Source organism: Streptomyces sp. MUSC 14 (assembly GCF_001866675.1).
In the GTDB taxonomy this organism is placed as follows: domain Bacteria; phylum Actinomycetota; class Actinomycetes; order Streptomycetales; family Streptomycetaceae; genus Streptomyces.
Map to the genome: position 1 here is coordinate 277,121 of NZ_MLYN01000019.1, position 16,882 is coordinate 294,002.

A 16,882-nucleotide genomic window follows, 5' to 3' on the forward strand; every position below is an offset into this window, starting at 1 on the left:
GGGTCCGCTAGCAGGCACTAGGAGGCATTCGCCCATCTCAACATGGAGATGGACCGATTTGGCGCGGCTTCACCGGTGCGCACCGATTGACACTCTTCGGTGACTCTTGGCGCGCTTTTCACCGCGTGTTCGGTACGGTCACTTGCTCGGCGGCGCCCCCTCGATCGGGCGGCCGAGGACGCCGGGGCGCATCTGCCACGGCCGGGGCCCGGCGGGTGGCCGGTAAGCGACCCCGAGGGCGTCAAGTCGCGCGTAGTGGGCGGCCATCCGGCGTTCGAAGCCGGTGAAGTCCCGTTCCCCCGGGGCGGGCAGGCTGCTCCAGGCCACCTCGGCGAAGGCCGCGAGCCGCGGGAAGGTCTGGTAGTCCACGCGCGCGGTGTCCTCCATCACCTCGGTCCAGACGTTGGCCTGAGTGCCCAGCACATGCCGGGCCTCGGCCTCCGTCAGCCCGTCCGGAACCGGTTCGAACCGGTAGACGTCCTCCAGGGTGCGCACGAAGCCGATCGGCACCGGCTCGTCCTCGCCCGGGGCCTGACGGTGGTCCAGATACACGTACTGCTCGGGGCACATGACGACGTCGTGGCCGGCCCGCGCGGCCGCGATCCCGCCGCCGAAGCCGCGCCAGGAGGACACCGCGGCGCCCTCGGCGAGCCCGCCCTCCAGGATCTCGTCCCAGCCGATCAGCCGTCGTCCGCGCGCGGAGAGCCACGCGTCGAAGTGCCCGATGAACCACGACTGCAACGCGTCCTCGTCGGCCAGCCCGAGATCCGCGATCCGGTTCTTCGCGGTGACCGACCCGGTCCACTGCTCCTTGCGGCATTCGTCGCCGCCGATGTGCACGAACCTCGACAGGTCGGAGAACTCGGCGAAGTCCCCCGCGTCCACCGGGAACAGCTCCAGGACCTCCTCCAGCACCCCCTCGTAGAAGCGCAGGGTGTTGTCGGTGGGGGCGAGTACGTTGGAGGAGATCCCCCAGGTGTCCATGACGGTCAGGGCGGTGGTGTCGATGACGTCGGTGTTGCCGAGCTCCGGGTACGCGGCGATGGCGGCCTGCGAGTGTCCCGGTACGTCGATTTCCGGGACGACGGCGATATGCCGCTCGGCGGCGTAGGCGACGATCTCCCGGATGTCGTCCTGGGTGTAGTAACCGCCGTGCGGCTTCTCCTCCCACAGCGGGGAGGCCCGGTGACCGAATTTCGACCGGGAGCGCCACGAGGCGGTCTCGGTCAGCCTCGGGTAGCGCTTGATCTCGATGCGCCAGCCCTGGTCGTCGGTCAGATGGAAGTGGAGGACGTTGAGTTTGTGCGCGGCCATCAGGTCGAGGTAGCGCAGCACGCCTTCCTTGGGCATGAAGTGCCGTGCGACGTCGAGGAGAAGACCGCGCCAGCGGAATCGCGGGCTGTCCTCGACGGTGACGGCGGGCACCTCCCAGACCCGGTCCCGCCGCAGCGGCGCCCGCCGGAAGGCGTCGGCGCCGAGCAGTTGACGCAGGGTCTGGGCGCCCCAGAAGACACCGGCGGGGCCGCCGCCCTCGATGCGCAGGGGTTGCGCGTCGGTGACGAGGCGGTAGCCCTCGGGCGGCAGGCCGGGATCGACGCCGAGCACGATCCGGTCCGGGCGGGCGGAGTCCTCCGGCAACGGCAGGCCGGTCGCCGCGCCCACGGTGGCCCGCAGCCAGCGCGCGGTGCCCTCCGTGCCGGGCAGGGTCTGCAGTGCCGTGCCGGCGTCGAGACGTACGGAGCCGGACGGGTTCCCGGCGATGCTCGCGGGTGCGGGAATCACATCAACCATGTCAGTCACGTCAGTCCTTTACCGCTCCGCCCAGCCCGGAGACCAGACGTCGCTGTACGAGTACGAAGAAGACCAGCACCGGAATCGTCATCACCGTGGACGCGGCCATGACCCCGCCCCAGTCCGGGTCGTCCGGTTTGTAGAACACCAGCAGGGCCATCGGCAGGGTCGACTGCGAGGTGTCGCTGATGATGAAGGACTTGGCGAACAGGAAGTCGTTCCATGCCGAGATGAAGGAAAACACGCTCGTGGCCACCAGTCCGGGCAGCACGAGCGGGAAAAGGATCTGCCAGAGGAATCGCGCACGGCTCGCCCCGTCGAGGTACGCGGCCTCTTCCAGCGCCTCGGGAACGGCCTTTACGAACCCCCGCAGCATCCAGATCGCGAACGGCAGTGAGAAGGCGATCTGGGGCAGGATCAGGGCACCGAGCGTGTTCAGCTGTCCGAAGTCCCGCATGAGGAAGAACAGCGGGATCGTGAGGGCTTCCACGGGCACCGTCTGGGCCACCAGGAACACGATCAGCAAGGTGGTCCGGAAGCGGAACCGGAATCGCGTCACGGCGGTCGCGGCGAGAAACGCGATCAGCGCCGAGACGATCACCACACTGCCCGCGACCACCACGCTGTTGACGAAGTACCGGCCGAATTCCTGCTGTCCGAAAACCCGCCGGAAGGAATCCAGCGACGGCGACCAGGTCCACGGCTGCGGCTCGGCCGAGCGGATCTCGCCGGCCGGTTTGAAGGCGCTGAGCACCATCCAGTACAGCGGGAAGGCCACCGCCGCGGCGACGAGCAGTGCCACGCCTTCCGCGCACAACCGCCACGGGCGCCTCACAGCTCCTCCCCCCGCCGGCGCAGTATCCGCAGGTACAACAGGGTCACGATGAGCAGGATCAGCAGCATCACCACGCCGATCGCCGAGCCGAGCCCGTACTGCGAGGAGGCGAACGCCTTCTGGTATGCGTACACGTTCAGCACCAGGTTCTGGCCCGCGATGCCGCCGCCGTTCGTCATGACGTAGATCTGCGTGAACACCTTGAAGTCCCAGATGACCGACTGGATCGTGACGACGGTGAGGACCGGCCGCAGCATCGGCGCGAGCACCGAGCGCCAGATCCGGCACTGCGAGGCGCCGTCCAGCGCGGCGGCCTCCAGCACCTCGGCGGGCACGGCGCGGATCCCGGCGTAGACGGTCACCATCACGAACGGGAAGGAACACCACACCACTTCGAGCAGCACCAGCAGGAACGCGCTGTACCGTCCGTACGTCCACGCGTGGTCGCCGAGCCCGAGGACCCGGTTCACCGGCCCGAAGTCGGGGTCGAACAGGAACAGCCACACCGTTGAGCCGGTGACCGCCGGTGTCGCCCACGCGCCCAGCGCGGCCAGCATCAGCGCCAGCCGCGGCAGTGCACGCACGCGCGTGAGCAGCACGGCGAGCGCGCACCCGACGGCCAGGGTGGACACGACGCAGGCCGCCGCGAACACCACGGTGACCAGCAGCACCTGCCAGAACTGCCCGTCGGAGAACAGGTCGGCGTAGTTCCCCAGCCCCCGGAAGCTGGTCGGCTCGCCGCCGCTGACCTGGGCCTGGGTGTACTTGAACAGCGAGATCAGGCCGAGCTGCCAGATGGGGTAGGCGAGGAGGGCGGCGAGGACGACGAGGGCGGGCGCCAGATACAGCCAGGGGACGCTCCTCTGCCGCAGCCCCCTCATCCGGCGGAGCCGAACGCCTGGTCCATCTTCGACGCCGCTTCCTTCGCCGCCGCGTCCACGCCCTGCTTGCCGCTGACGACCTCCTGGAACATCGTCGGCAGCACCAGCGAGGAGTCGATCTGGGCCCACGCGGGCGAGGCCGGCACGAACTTCGTACCGGCGGCCAGCGTCGCCACGAAGGGCTTCACGAACGGCTGCCTCGCTGCGGCCCGGTCACGGACGTCCGGGAACGTCGGCAGGAATCCCATCGCGTCGAACATCGCGGCCTGGGTCCTCTTCGACGCCAGCCGCTCCATCAGGTCCACCGCGAGCGTGCGGTGCGTGGTGCTCTTCAGGACGCCGATGTTGTTGCCGCCGGCGAAGGCCGGGGCGATCGAGCCCGGGGTCACTCCGGGCAGCGGTACGACGGCGTACTCGCCCCTGACCTTCCCGGCCTCGACGGCCGCGTGGCTGAAGTCGCCGCCGATCGCCATGCCCGCCTTGCCCGCGGCGAACGCGGTCACCGTGTCGTTGCCGCCCATGCCGGCGCACCTGGCGGGCGGGCAGTTGGCGTCGGAGAAGAGGTCCGTGTAGGCCTTGATGCCCTTGCGGGCCTGCGCGCTGTCCAGCGCGGAGGCGTACGACCCGCCCTTGCCGGTGGCCAGTTCGCCGCCGTTCGCCCAGATGAAGGGCATCGCGCCGTAGGTGTACGCGCCGCCGACCGCCAGGCCGTACAGGTCGGGGCGCTTCGCGTGGATCGTGCGGGCCGTGGTCGCCAGCTCGGCCAGGGACGTGGGCGGCTTCAGACCGAGGTCGCGGAAGACGTCGGTGCGGTAGTACAGGGCGCGGACGCCGACGTAGAACGGGGCACCGTAGACCTTTCCGGCCACGGTGACCGACTGCCGGGCGGTCGCGTCGGTGTCCTTGGTCTCGCCCCAGGCGGCGAACTGCCCGGTCACGTCGAGGAGTCCGCCGTCGTGGACGTAGCCGGCGGTGTCGGTGTTGCCGTACTCGATGACGTCCGGCGCGGACTTCGGATCGTTGAACGCCGCCTTGACGCGCTGGGCGCGGGTCTCGACGGGGATGTACTCGACGTCGGCCTTCGTGTCCTTGTGGGCCTTCTCGAAGGCGGCGACGACCGAGTCGACCACCTTCTGCTTCGGCCCGTTGCCGACCTCCTGGAAGAGCCACATCCGCAGGGTGCCGGTCCTGTCGTCCCGGTCCGAGGCGGTGTTGGCGGAGGTCTGCGGTGCACAGGCGGTGGCGACGACGGCGACGGCTGCGACGGCCGCGAGGAACACGGGCCGCCGGGGAGCGAACTTCATGGAGTGACCCTCCGAGCTTCGTTGCAGCATATGCAATGAATGTTTCGCTCTGCACAACAGGCTTGGAGGCTAAGGACAACAGGGACATGCCGACAAGAGGTCTCCACCACTTCGTGACACGCCAAAGCCCTCGGGGCGCGCCGTAACGCGCCCCGAGGGCTTTGGAAACCTCAGCCGGCGGGGACTACTTCTTCTTGTCGCCGCCCTTGTCGTCGCCGCTGCCCATGGACTCGTAGATCTCCTTGCACATGGGACACACGGGGTACTTCTTCGGGTCGCGGCCGGGCACCCACACCTTGCCGCACAGCGCCACGACGGGGGTGCCGTCGAGGGCGCTCGCCATGATCTTGTCCTTCTGGACGTAGTGGGCGAAGCGCTCGTGGTCGCCGTCGCCGTGGGACACCTGTGGTGTCGGCTCTACGAGGGTCCCCGTACCAGCCCCGGGCTCGGGCTCAAGAGTGCTCATACCGCCCAGGGTACTGAAGCTCACACCCATCAGTTGAGCGAAGGGTCGTCCGGATACGTGGCCACCATCGCCAGTTCGTTGCGCTGGCGGCGCAGCACCTCGCGCCACAGCCGCTCCGGGGCCGGCGAGGAGACGTCCCCCGGCTCGGACTCGACCACGTACCAGGCGCCCTCGACCAGCTCGTCCTCCAGCTGGCCCGGGCCCCAGCCCGCGTACCCGGCGAAGATCCGCAGGGAACCGAGGGCCGAGGCGAGCAGCTCCGGCGGGGCCTCCAGGTCGACCAGGCCGATCGCGCCGTGCACCCGGCGCCAGCCGAGCGGCGCGCGGTCACCGGCCGCGCCGCCCGGGATGACCGCGACACCGAGCGCCGAGTCCAGCGAGACGGGCCCGCCCTGGAAGACCACTCCGGGCTCACCGGCGAGGTCGGCCCAGCCCTCCAGGATGTCGCCCACGTCCACGGGGGTCGGACGGTTGAGGACGACACCGAGGGAGCCCTCCTCGTCGTGGTCGAGAAGGAGCACCACCGCACGGTCGAAGTTCGGGTCCGCCAGGGCGGGTGTTGCCACGAGCAGCCGCCCTGTGAGCGAGGACACCTCGGTCATGCCAGACATGATCCCGCATCTTCGACCGGTGTGGGGGGCCGATGCCGGGCATTCAGGGGGGCGCAGCATGAATCCAAAGGTGTGGCCTGCGAAGGCCTCGTTCGAGGGCGGTGGCGGGAGACGGGCGGGCGCAGGGAAGCGGGCCCGGCGCACGCGTGCCGCGGTGACCCCATGTGCCCGAAAGGGAACGGTTCGTGTTGTGACACACCTATGACGAGTCTTGGCGGTCCTTGGGCTTACGAACGGGGGGTGATCGGCGACTACGCTGTCCCTCCCGGCCCGCGCGCAACAGTGATCGGCCGCCCCTGCCCATCTCATCGGAACGCGAGATTCATGACCGTCAACGGCTCTGACGACGTACTGCTTGTCCACGGCGGCACCCCGCTCGAGGGCGAGATCCGTGTCCGCGGTGCGAAGAACCTCGTACCGAAGGCCATGGTCGCCGCCCTGCTGGGCAGCGGCCCGAGCCGACTGCGCAATGTTCCGGACATCCGTGACGTGCGTGTCGTGCGCGGTCTGCTCCAGCTGCACGGGGTGACGGTCCGTCCGGGCGACGAGCCCGGGGAGCTGGTCCTGGACCCGACGCACGTCGAGAGCGCCAACGTGGCCGACATCGACGCCCACGCCGGTTCCAGCCGTATCCCGATCCTCTTCTGCGGCCCGCTGCTGCACCGTCTGGGCCACGCCTTCATCCCGGGCCTCGGCGGCTGCGACATCGGCGGCCGGCCCATCGACTTCCACTTCGACGTGCTGCGGCAGTTCGGCGCGACCATCGAGAAGCGGGCGGACGGGCAGTACCTGGAGGCGCCGCAGCGGCTGCGCGGCACGAAGATCCGCCTGCCCTACCCCTCCGTGGGCGCGACCGAACAGGTGCTGCTGACAGCCGTACTGGCCGAGGGTGTCACCGAGTTGTCCAACGCGGCCGTCGAGCCGGAGATCGAGGACCTCATCTGCGTGCTGCAGAAGATGGGCGCGATCATCGCGATGGACACCGACCGCACGATCCGCATCACCGGTGTGGACAAGCTGGGCGGCTACACCCACCGCGCCCTGTCGGACCGTCTGGAGGCCGCCTCCTGGGCCTCGGCCGCGCTCGCGACCAATGGCAACATCTACGTCCGCGGCGCCCAGCAGCGCTCGATGATGACGTTCCTGAACACCTACCGGAAGGTGGGCGGCGCCTTCGAGATCGACGACGAGGGCATCCGCTTCTGGCACCCGGGCGGCCAGCTGAAGTCCATCGCGCTGGAGACGGACGTGCACCCCGGCTTCCAGACCGACTGGCAGCAGCCGCTGGTGGTGGCCCTCACCCAGGCCACGGGCCTGTCCATCATCCACGAGACGGTCTACGAGTCCCGCCTCGGCTTCACCTCGGCCCTGAACCAGATGGGCGCCCACATCCAGCTCTACCGCGAGTGCCTCGGCGGCTCCGACTGCCGCTTCGGCCAGCGCAACTTCCTGCACTCCGCGGTCGTGTCGGGCCCGACCAAGCTCCAGGGCGCCGACCTGGTCATCCCCGACCTGCGCGGCGGCTTCTCGTACCTGATCGCGGCCCTGGCGGCCGAGGGCACGTCCCGCGTCCACGGCATCGAGCTCATCAACCGCGGCTACGAGAACTTCATGGAGAAGCTGGTCGAACTGGGCGCGAAGGTCGAACTGCCGGGGAAGGCGCTCGGATAGGCATCGCGAACGTCAAAAGGGCGGCCCCCTCAGTGCGAGGGGGCCGCCCTTTTGACGTCGTCAGCTGAAGCGCCCTGAAGGGGCGCGGGGAACTGCGCGACCAGCCACAGCCGACCTGCAGTCACCCACGGCGCTCCAGGCGAACGGCGCTCCAGTGGACCGGCGCTCGAAGCGGAGCGCTTACTTACCCTTGGCCGCTTCCTTGAGCTTGCTGCCCGCGGTGACCTTCACGCTGTAGCCGGCGGGGATGTTGATCGGCTCGCCGGTCTGCGGGTTGCGCGCGGTACGAGCGGCACGGTGGGTGCGCTCGAAGGTCAGGAAGCCGGGGATGGTGACCTTCTCGTCGCCCTTGGCGACGATCTCGCCGACGGTCTCGGCGAACGCGGCCAGGACGGCGTCGGCGTCCTTGCGGGTCACCTCGGCGCGATCGGCCAGCGCGGCCACCAGCTCACTGCGGTTCATGTTGTTACTCCCGTGTTTTTCTTGCCGTTGGGGTGTGCCATGCGGCGGTGCCGCCCGAGGCACTGCGATGCCGATGCGCTCGCGCCCAGAGTGGCATCCTGCCCCTACCTGCGGCGGGAAAGCCAATCCGGCACCCGTAGGAGTCGTGAGAACACCCTGGGGAGTCACACGAAAAGCGCCCGCTCGGCGTCACCCTAGAGCGCGCCCGGCACCGGCCGGTTCCACGACGCGCCGACGCAGGGGCCGCCGTGGTGATCCTCACAGCCCCTGCACAGTACGACACGCCGTCACCGAGGCGTCGCCCGGGCGCCTTTCGGCTGTCACCCGGGCGGCGGCCCCTGGAGCGTCGTTCAGGCCGTCGCGCCCGCGGCCTTCGCCGCGTCGCGCACCGCGCCCGCGACCGCTCCCGCGACCTTGTCGTTGAAGACGCTCGGGATGATGTAGTTCGGGTTCAGCTCGTCCTCGCTGACCACGTCCGCGAGGGCCTGCGCCGCGGCGAGCATCATCTCGGTGTTGACGGTGCGGGACTGGGCGTCCAGCAGGCCGCGGAAGACGCCCGGGAAGACCAGCACGTTGTTGATCTGGTTCGGGAAGTCGGAACGGCCGGTGGCCACGACGGCCGCCGTCTGGCGGGCGACCGCCGGGTCCACCTCGGGGTCCGGGTTCGCGAGCGCGAACACGATGGCGCCGTCGGCCATGGCGGCCACGTCGTCGCCGTCGAGGACGTTCGGGGCGGAGACGCCGATGAAGACGTCGGCGCCGCGCACGGCCTCCTTCAGGGTGCCGGTCAGGCCCTCGGGGTTGGTGTTGTCGGCGATCCAGCGCAGCGCCGAGCCGGCCGGGGCGTCCACCAGGTCCGCGCGGCCGGCGTGCACGACGCCGTGGATGTCGGCGACGACGGCGTTCTTCACGCCCGCGGCGAGCAGCAGCTTGAGGATGGCCGTACCGGCCGCGCCGGCGCCGGACATGACGACCCGGATGTTCTCGATGGCCTTGTCCGCGACGCGCAGGGCGTTGGTCAGGGCGGCGAGGACGACGATCGCGGTGCCGTGCTGGTCGTCGTGGAAGACGGGGATGTCGAGGGCCTCGCGCAGCCGGGCCTCGATCTCGAAGCAGCGCGGCGCGGAGATGTCCTCCAGGTTGATGCCGGCGAACCCGGGGGCGATCGCCTTGACGATCTCCACGATCGCGTCGGTGTCCTGGGTGTCCAGGCAGATCGGCCAGGCGTCGATGCCGGCGAAGCGTTTGAAGAGGGCCGCCTTGCCCTCCATGACGGGCAGCGCGGCCTTCGGGCCGATGTTGCCGAGGCCGAGCACGGCGGAGCCGTCCGTCACGACCGCAACCGAGTTGCGCTTGATGGTGAGGCGACGGGCGTCCTCGGGGTTCTGGGCGATCGCCATGCAGACGCGGGCCACACCCGGCGTGTAGACCATGGACAGGTCGTCACGGTTGCGGATGGGGTGCTTGGACTGCATCTCGATCTTGCCGCCGAGGTGCATCAGGAACGTACGGTCGGAGACCTTGCCGAGGGTGACGCCCTCGACGCCCTTGAGCTTCTCGACGATCTCCTCCGCGTGGGCCGTGGAGGTGGCCGCGATGGTCACGTCGATACGGAGCTTCTCGTGACCGGACGCGGTGACGTCGAGGCCGGTCACCGAGCCTCCGGAGGACTCCACGGCGGTGGTGAGCTGCGAGACGGAGGTTCCGCTCGCGGGCACCTCCAGCCGGATGGTCATCGAGTAGGAGACGCTGGGCGCCGTTGCCATGGCCGACTTCCTCTGCTTTCACCGTGTCGCGAGTTGTGCCGTCCGATCGTCGCACCTACCCGTGAGTACGTGATAGTCGCCTCGGATTGCGGACGTTTTGTTCATGAGCGGTGCCTGGTTTCGGAAAACCACTTCCACCATACGAGAGTCGATCAGACAAAGAAAGAGACCCACGTCACATCGGACGTGGGTCTCTGACACGTTTACGACACCGACCCGCCATGCTCGCCTCGCGGCAAGTGGTCGCTCGTAGCGACGAAGGTTGGGCCCGGGGGCTTGGATCGAGCCGGTGCCGTACCCAGGCTAACAAACGGATGCCCAGGGCCATTCCTCCTGCGGGGAGTTCACAGGAAAGTCAGTCCCTCAGCAGATCCGGCACGCCGGCCGCGTCGGGCTCGTCCCGGTCGCCCGAGACCACCGTCAGCTGCTGGGTGGCCCTGGTCAGCGCCACGTAGAGGACGCGCAGCCCGGCCGGGGACTCGTCGGCGATCTCCGCCGGCGAGACGACCACCGTCGCGTCGTACTCCAGCCCCTTGGCCTCCAGGCTGCCGAGCGCCACCACCCGGTCGCCGAGCCCGGCCAGCCAGCGCCGGGCCTCCTGGCGCCGGTTCATGGCGACGACGACGCCGACCGTGCCGTCGACCAGGTCCAGCAGCCGCTCGGCCTCGGCGCGCACGGTCCGCTCCAGGGAGTCCGGTGCGACGGTGCTGTGTCCCTTGTCCGTTGTCACAAAACGGGGCTCGACACCGGTGGACCGTACGGCGGACGGCGCCTTCGAGCCGGGCATGGCGAGGGCGAGGACCCTGGCGGCCTGCTCGGCGATCTCGGCGGGGTTGCGGTAGTTCACGGTGAGCTGGAAGCGGCGCCGGGGCCGGGTGCCGAGGGCCTCGTCGCGGGCCTCGGCCGCCTCGTCCGGGTCGGACCAGGAGGACTGGGCGGGGTCCCCGACGACCGTCCAGGTGGCGTGCCGGCCGCGGCGGCCGACCATCCGCCACTGCATGGGCGTGAGGTCCTGCGCCTCGTCCACGATGACGTGCGCGTACTCGGTGCGCTCCTGCGCGAGGCGCTCGGCCCGCTCCCGCTGGCTCTCCTCGCGCACCGGCATCAGCTCCTCCAGCCCGGTGAGCTGGTCCAGCGGATCGAGGTCCCGCTTCCTCTTCGGGCGGGCCGGGACGCCGAGGATCGCCTGGAGCTCGTCCAGCAGGGCGATGTCGTGCACGGAGTGGCCGTCGCGCTTCAGGGCGCGGGCGACCTTGCGGACCTCGCCGGGGTTGAGGATCCGGCGCGCCCACCGGCCCAGCCGCTTCTCGTCGGCCATGGAGGCGAGGACCTGCTTCGGAGTCAGCTCGGGCCACCAGGCGTCGAGGAAGCCGATGAAGGAGTCCTCGGAGGTGACGTCCTCGTCGAAGGAGGAGCGCAGCTCGGCGGCCAGCTCCGGGTCGGAGTGCCGGCCGGCCGCGCCGGACTGCGCCCACAGGGCGTCCAGCAGCAGCTTGCGGGCGCGCGGGCGGAGCAGGTTGACGGGCGCGGTGCCGCCGAGGGCGGTCCGGCGGACGCGGTCCAGCTCGGCCGCCTCCAGCTCCAGGCGCCGCCCGAAGGCGACGACGCGCAGCCGGGTGGGGCTCGCGGCCGCGGTCCACTGCCCGGTGTCCTCGCCCTCGTCGGGGGCGTCGAGGGCGAGCTGTTCCACGGGCTCGGGGGTGCCCAGCTCCAGGGCGCCCCGGGCGGCCTTCCGCAGCACCTTCAGCATCCGGTACGAACCCTTGGCGCGGGCCACGGACGGGGAGTCGTACAGCGTGGCCTCGGCGCCGTCGACCAGCGAGCCGATCGCACGGATGGCGACCTGGCCCTCCTCGCCGAGCGAGGGCAGCACGCCCTCGGTGTAGGCGACGAGCAGCGGGGTCGGCGAGACGATGAGGATGCCGCCGGAGTAGCGCCGCCGGTCCTGGTAGAGCAGGTAGGCGGCGCGGTGCAGGGCGACGGCGGTCTTGCCGGTCCCGGGCCCGCCCTCGACGTAGGTGACCGAGGCGGCGGGCGCCCGGATCACGAGGTCCTGCTCGGCCTGGATGGAGGAGACGATGTCCCGCATGGTGTGGCCGCGGGCCTGGCCGAGGGCGGCCATCAGGGCGCCGTCGCCGATGACGGGCAGCTCCCGGCCGTCGAGGCGGGCGGTCAGCTCGGGCCGCATGAGGTCGTCCTCGACGCCGAGCACGCGGCGCCCCTTGGACCGGATGACCCGGCGCCGCACGACCCGGCCGGGGTCGACCGGGGTGGAGCGGTAGAACGGCGCGGCGGCGGGCGCCCGCCAGTCGATGACCAGCGGCGCGTAGTCCGCGTCCAGGACGCCGATACGCCCGATGTGCAGGGTCTCGGCGATGTCGGCCGTGCCGTCCTCGCGCACGGCGCCCTCGGCCGGCTCCACCGCCGTGTAGGCCCCGTCGGGCCCCTTCTTCCCGTCCTTGCCGAGCAGGAGGTCGATCCGCCCGAAGAGGAAGTCCTCGAACTCGTTGTTGAGCCGGTTCAGGTGGATGCCCGCGCGGAAGACCTGGGCGTCGCGCTCGGCCAGCGCGCCCGGGGTGCCGACCTGGCCGCGCTGGGCCGCGTCGTTCATCAGGAACTCGGCCTCGTGGATCTTCTCCTCCAGCCGCCGGTACACCCGGTCCAGGTGTTCCTGTTCGACGCCGATCTCCCGGTCACGGACGGAATCGTGTGCGCCGTGTACCGAGCCGACCGCGGACTGCTGAACCTGAGCGGCCACCGGGCCCCCTTCTGACGTGCCAAGCAGCCGTCAACCGTACGCGAAGGGGGCCCGACAAAGCTACGGCACGGCCGTACCGGCCGCCGCGGGCGTCATGCTCCCACCTGCACGAGCTTCTTGCCGTCGAAGGTCACGACCTCGAAATGGTCGATCTCGTTCGGCTTGAAGGCCGTGGCGCCGCCGATGTAGAGGGGCTTCTTGGACTCCTCGGTCTTCGCGTCCGGGATGCCGTAGCCCCAGTTCGGGACGGACCACGACGACATGGTCACGCGCTGGCCGTCCTTCGCGACGGCCACCAGGGAGCACTTGAGCGGGCCCTTGACGTTCTTCAGCTCCAGGACCGCCTGGGTGCCCCAGTCCTTCTGCTCCGTGCCGATGGTCGCGCTGGCGCCGGACGAGGCGTCGGTCGCCGACTGTTTGTCGGACATGGCGGAGAAGGTCGTCTGCGCGGACGAGGCCGTGACCTGCCCGCCACCGGAGCCGCCGCTGTTCGCGGCGATGGCGGCCAGCGGCCCGGCGATGATCAGCGCGGCGGCCGCGGCGATCATGTAGAAGGAGCGGCGCCGCTTCTGGGCACGCTTGTCCGCCACCTCGTCGACGAGTCTCTCCACCAGCCGCGGAGTGGGCTTGGCGGACAGCGAGTCGCCGATCGACGGCGTACTGCCGGAGCCCGGCAGATCCGCGAGCGCGGCGAGCATCGGCTCCATCCCGGCCAGCTCGTCGAGCTGCTGGGCGCACCACTCGCAGCCCGCGAGATGAGCCTCGAAAGCGGTTGCCTCGGCGTCGTCGAGAATCCCGAGGGCATAGGCGCCGACCGTCTCGTGCTCGCTGGGCACCGAAGATCCTGAACCGGGACTCATGGGACCAGACATACCCGGACCACCGGGGCCAAATCCCTGAACTCCCCCGTAACCATTGCTCATCACGCCGTCACCCCCCGCTCCTCCAGTGCCAGCTTCATCGACCGCAGGGCGTAGAACACCCGGGAGCGAACGGTGCCACTGGGAATGCCAAGCGTCTCGGCCGCCTCATTGACCGTACGCCCCTTGAAGTACGTCTCGACCAGGACCTCCCGATGGGCCGGGGTCAGGTCGTCGAGCGCGTCCGACAGCGTCATCAGCCACAGCGCCTTGTCGATCTCGTCCTCCGCGGGGATGACCTCCAGCGGCGACGGATCGACCTCCTGCGGCCGGGCCTGCCGGCTGCGGTGGCCGTCGATGACGATGCGGCGTGCGACCGTCACCAGCCAGGGGCGTACCGAACCGGTCGCCCGATTGAGCTGACCGGCGTTCTTCCAGGCACGGATGAGTGTTTCCTGTACGACGTCCTCGGCGCGCTGCCGGTCACCGGCGACCAGCCGGAGGACGTACGCGAGCAGAGGTCCGGCGTGCTCTCGATACAGCGCACGCATCAGCTCCTCATCCGGTTCCGAGGGCTGTGATGAGGACATGCGATGTCGGGCCCTCGATCCACGTTCATTGGCCACGGCCGCATCCTTGCGCACGCCCACCTCCGGTGTCCGGGGGTTCCCCCAGTCGGTCGCTCGCCCACCCGTACGGAAGCGAGGGGTGACGTGTTCAAACGGAAGCGGCGGATTTCTTGGGGGCGGCGAGACGAGCGGGACATGCAGGCACATTCCCACCGCATGATCTTTACATTTCCGACACATCGCCGGGGCGGTCACGGGACGGCCGAGCTGCCCGGCCCGGCTCTCCGGAAAACCTCGTGTTACGCAAATCACGTACGGAAAGGGGACGGCAGCCGGCTCAGGCGCGGGCGAGAGCGGCCCGCCGCCGGTGCCGGGCCACCCGCTCCCGGTTCCCGCAGACCTCGCTGGAACACCACCGCCGGCGCCGTCCCCGTGACGTGTCGAGGTACACGAGCGAGCAGTTGTCGCCCTCGCACTCCCGGACGGCCGCCCGCGCGACGGGGTCGGTGAGCAGCTCGACGGCGTCCCGGGCGACGAGCGCGAGCAGCTCCGCGCAGGAGGGCGGGGCCGCCAGCTCCCGGACGAGGTCCCCGCCCCGCGTGCGTACGGCACGGGGCGTGGGGGGCGCGGCCCGGGCCAGGTCGTTGATCCGCCGCAGAGCGCGTTCGTACGGGGCGGTGTCCGGTCCGTGCGGGAACCGCACCAACGGTCCGATGCACGACCGCAGTTCCCTGAACCCCTGCACCCAGTTCCCCTCCGCGTGCGCCAGCGACGTGCCGTCCGGCACCAGTCCGACGCCCCCGATCCAGACGCACAACGCCCCGACCCCGGCCAGCTGTTCGGCCGGATGCGAGGTGGCGAGGAGATCGAGACAGATGCGTCCGGCGTCGAATGCCATGTGTCTGTCACCGCCTAGGCAGGAACGGGGGCTCGCTGTGCGGGTTCTGCATTCACAGTGCCTGCCCGGAGGCCGGGCCGGAACCCCTCGTACCGGCTGTACGCGTACGTATGCGCGAGCGCGTCCGCGGGGACGGGCACCCCCGGCTCTGCTCGGTGGCCTCTTCGCGATTCGCCGGGGCGGAGAGTCAACCACCGTTCCCCCACAGCTCTCTTTCACGGCGAACACATCCGTGCGTCACCGATGAAACGAGGTCCCCGTGAAGCAATCCGGCAGAGGCCGCGGACGCGCCGCCATAGCCCTCTCCGTCGCAGCACTGACCCTGTCCCTCCCCTTCGTCGCGGCCCCCTCCGCCGTCGCGTCGCCGCGACCGGCGCTCACCGCGCCGGCCATCGAGAAGCGGCAGGAGACGCTCGACACGATCGCCGGACGGATCACCGAGGGGCTGTCCGAGTCGGACCGTGCGAGGATCCCCGGTTTCACCGACATCGAGGTCGACCCCCTCCACGACAGCCTGCGCCTGCACTGGAAGGGCAGCCCGCCCCAGCGGGTCCGGCACATCCTCGCCCACCTGCCCGCGGGCGTACACGCCGCCGTCCTCCCGGCCCGCTACTCCAAGGCCGACCTGCACACGGCCCGCGCCAAGCTCCTGCACGCCGGACGCCCCGCCGACCTGCGCCTCCCCGGCGCCGCGGCCCCCCTCCGCATCACCAGCATCGGCCCCGCGGTCGACGGAAGCGGACTGGAGATCGGATACGACGAGGACCGGGGCGCGGGCAGGAGCGACCGGCTGGACCCGCTGGCGTCGGCTGCCCGCCAGGACCGGTCGAGCGAGCTCGCGGCGGTCACCGGCCGCCTGACCGGCGTCCGCACCACCGTGGCCTACCAGCCGCTGAGCGTGGACCTCTCCTCACGCCAGGAGGACGGCAGCCCGTGGCAGGGCGGCGCGGCCGTGCGCAACCCCGGCGGCGGCATCTGCTCCAGCTCGTTCGCCGTCAAGACGTCGACCGGGCAGTACGAGATGAGCACGGCCTACCACTGCGACGGCCGCGGCGGCACGTGGCACACCTACCGGGGCGGCAGGCTCATCGGCACCACCGACACCGCCCAGCGACTCGCCTCGGACGACGCCCTGGGCATCAGCCTGCCGTCGGGCCGGTCCGCCGGGCGCCTGTACGACGGCCCCGCGAGCGAGACCGACGGGTACTCCAAGCCGGTCAGCGGCTGGGGCCACAACAACGTGGGTGACTACGTCTGCACCGACGGCGCCAACTCCGGTGTGCACTGCGGTGTGCAGATCGCCAAGACGGACATCGGGGTCACCGGGGAGAACGGCGTGTACCGCCCGGCCACCGACCTCGCCTACGCCACGTCCCGCACCCGGGACGGCATCGCCGCGGTGAACGGCGACAGCGGCGGCCCTGTCTTCGCCGGGGTGAACAACTCCACCGCCGACGAGGCCCGCGGCGTGATCACCGCCCTGGACCGCACGGTGAAGTGCCCGTCCTCGGAGTACGTCCTCGACAGCGGCGTACGCACTCCGTGGTGCCTCCAGGGCGTGTACTTCGTACCGATCTTCCAGACCCTGCATGACATGAAGTGGACGTTGGTCACCGGCTAACAGGGGCAGGGCAGGTCGGTTCCAGGAAGCATTGGGCCATGCGTCGGGAGGTCTCCACGACGTCCTCATGGCCCGAACAGTCCAACTGCGAACGTGCGCGAACTCCTACACGGCAGTGCTCTCCGCCGCGTAGCGGACGAACGCCGTCCAGGTGGAGGTGGTGACGGTGAGGTGGGAGGTGGTGGGGGTCTTGGAGTCGCGGATGCGGAGGGTGGTGAGGGGAGGGGTGGGGGGTGGATATTTCGAGGCAGTTGGAGGCGTCGGGGCTGTAGCTGGACTTCTTCCAGTGGAGTTCGGGCACGGTTTCCTCAGACGGTCTGGGCGATGCGATGGATCAGGTCACGGGATTCTGCGGGCTTGAGGGCGTCCGCCTCCATACGGTCGAGGAC

General features: G+C 70.3%; 15 protein-coding genes. 2 read left to right on the forward strand and 13 right to left on the reverse strand.

Annotated features, from left to right (window positions below):
• Positions 1-138 precede the first annotated feature (138 nt).
• From BIV25_RS12330 to BIV25_RS12355, 6 genes are all read right to left on the reverse strand, one after another.
• The gene (locus tag BIV25_RS12330) at positions 139-1,791 is read right to left on the reverse strand and encodes a beta-N-acetylhexosaminidase (RefSeq protein WP_071372318.1); all 1,653 of its coding nucleotides are present in this window, start codon (positions 1,789-1,791) and stop codon (positions 139-141) included.
• A gap of 10 nt (positions 1,792-1,801) precedes the next feature.
• Positions 1,802-2,626, reverse strand: coding sequence for a carbohydrate ABC transporter permease (locus tag BIV25_RS12335; protein ID WP_071372282.1), 825 nt, complete (start codon positions 2,624-2,626; stop codon positions 1,802-1,804).
• On the reverse strand, positions 2,623-3,507 hold the full coding sequence (locus BIV25_RS12340) for a carbohydrate ABC transporter permease (RefSeq protein WP_071372283.1): 885 nt from the start codon (positions 3,505-3,507) through the stop codon (positions 2,623-2,625). Before BIV25_RS12340 ends, BIV25_RS12335 begins: the two co-directional genes overlap by 4 nt.
• Complete coding sequence (locus BIV25_RS12345) at positions 3,504-4,811, reverse strand: extracellular solute-binding protein (protein ID WP_071372284.1); 1,308 nt, start codon at positions 4,809-4,811, stop codon at positions 3,504-3,506. The genes BIV25_RS12340 and BIV25_RS12345 overlap by 4 nt, the downstream gene beginning before the upstream one ends.
• 184 nt (positions 4,812-4,995) lie before the next feature.
• Positions 4,996-5,277: a DUF3039 domain-containing protein gene (locus BIV25_RS12350; RefSeq protein ID WP_071372319.1), complete on the reverse strand. Its 282-nt coding sequence runs from the start codon at positions 5,275-5,277 to the stop codon at positions 4,996-4,998.
• Between the two features lie 29 nt (positions 5,278-5,306).
• Entirely contained in the window at positions 5,307-5,879 is a 573-nt protein-coding gene (locus BIV25_RS12355; RefSeq protein WP_071372285.1) for a YqgE/AlgH family protein, read from the reverse strand.
• 333 nt (positions 5,880-6,212) lie between these two features.
• Between BIV25_RS12355 and murA the strand changes: the two genes are divergently transcribed.
• Positions 6,213-7,559 (forward strand): UDP-N-acetylglucosamine 1-carboxyvinyltransferase, encoded by a 1,347-nt coding sequence (murA, locus tag BIV25_RS12360; RefSeq protein WP_071372286.1) that lies wholly within the window; start codon positions 6,213-6,215, stop codon positions 7,557-7,559.
• A 180-nt stretch (positions 7,560-7,739) separates the two neighbouring features.
• Here murA and BIV25_RS12365 read toward each other — a convergent pair whose 3' ends face one another.
• The 6 genes from BIV25_RS12365 to BIV25_RS12390 form a co-directional block, all read right to left on the reverse strand.
• Positions 7,740-8,021 carry an HU family DNA-binding protein gene (locus tag BIV25_RS12365; protein WP_023550134.1) on the reverse strand — a complete coding sequence of 94 codons (282 nt, stop codon included), beginning with the start codon at positions 8,019-8,021 and terminating at the stop codon, positions 7,740-7,742.
• Between the two features lie 350 nt (positions 8,022-8,371).
• On the reverse strand, positions 8,372-9,787 hold the full coding sequence (locus BIV25_RS12370) for an NAD-dependent malic enzyme (protein WP_071372287.1): 1,416 nt from the start codon (positions 9,785-9,787) through the stop codon (positions 8,372-8,374).
• Between the two features lie 355 nt (positions 9,788-10,142).
• The gene (locus BIV25_RS12375; protein ID WP_071372288.1) at positions 10,143-12,545 is read right to left on the reverse strand and encodes a UvrD-helicase domain-containing protein; all 2,403 of its coding nucleotides are present in this window, start codon (positions 12,543-12,545) and stop codon (positions 10,143-10,145) included.
• Between the two features lie 92 nt (positions 12,546-12,637).
• On the reverse strand, positions 12,638-13,381 hold the full coding sequence (locus BIV25_RS12380) for an anti-sigma factor (RefSeq protein WP_071372289.1): 744 nt from the start codon (positions 13,379-13,381) through the stop codon (positions 12,638-12,640).
• Between the two features lie 86 nt (positions 13,382-13,467).
• Positions 13,468-14,055 (reverse strand): sigma-70 family RNA polymerase sigma factor, encoded by a 588-nt coding sequence (locus BIV25_RS12385; RefSeq protein ID WP_079173430.1) that lies wholly within the window; start codon positions 14,053-14,055, stop codon positions 13,468-13,470.
• Positions 14,056-14,311: 256 nt separating this feature from the next.
• Complete coding sequence (locus tag BIV25_RS12390) at positions 14,312-14,872, reverse strand: ABATE domain-containing protein (protein WP_071372290.1); 561 nt, start codon at positions 14,870-14,872, stop codon at positions 14,312-14,314.
• 259 nt (positions 14,873-15,131) lie between these two features.
• On the opposite strand from BIV25_RS12390, the gene BIV25_RS12395 reads away from it, so the two are divergent.
• Positions 15,132-16,493, forward strand: a complete 1,362-nt coding sequence (locus BIV25_RS12395) for a S1 family peptidase (RefSeq protein ID WP_071372291.1) — start codon at positions 15,132-15,134, stop codon at positions 16,491-16,493.
• Between the two features lie 105 nt (positions 16,494-16,598).
• Here the strand turns inward: BIV25_RS12395 and BIV25_RS54315 are convergent, their stop codons facing one another.
• On the reverse strand, positions 16,599-16,805 hold the full coding sequence (locus BIV25_RS54315) for a DUF397 domain-containing protein (protein ID WP_079176594.1): 207 nt from the start codon (positions 16,803-16,805) through the stop codon (positions 16,599-16,601).
• Positions 16,806-16,882: the final 77 nt, after the last annotated feature.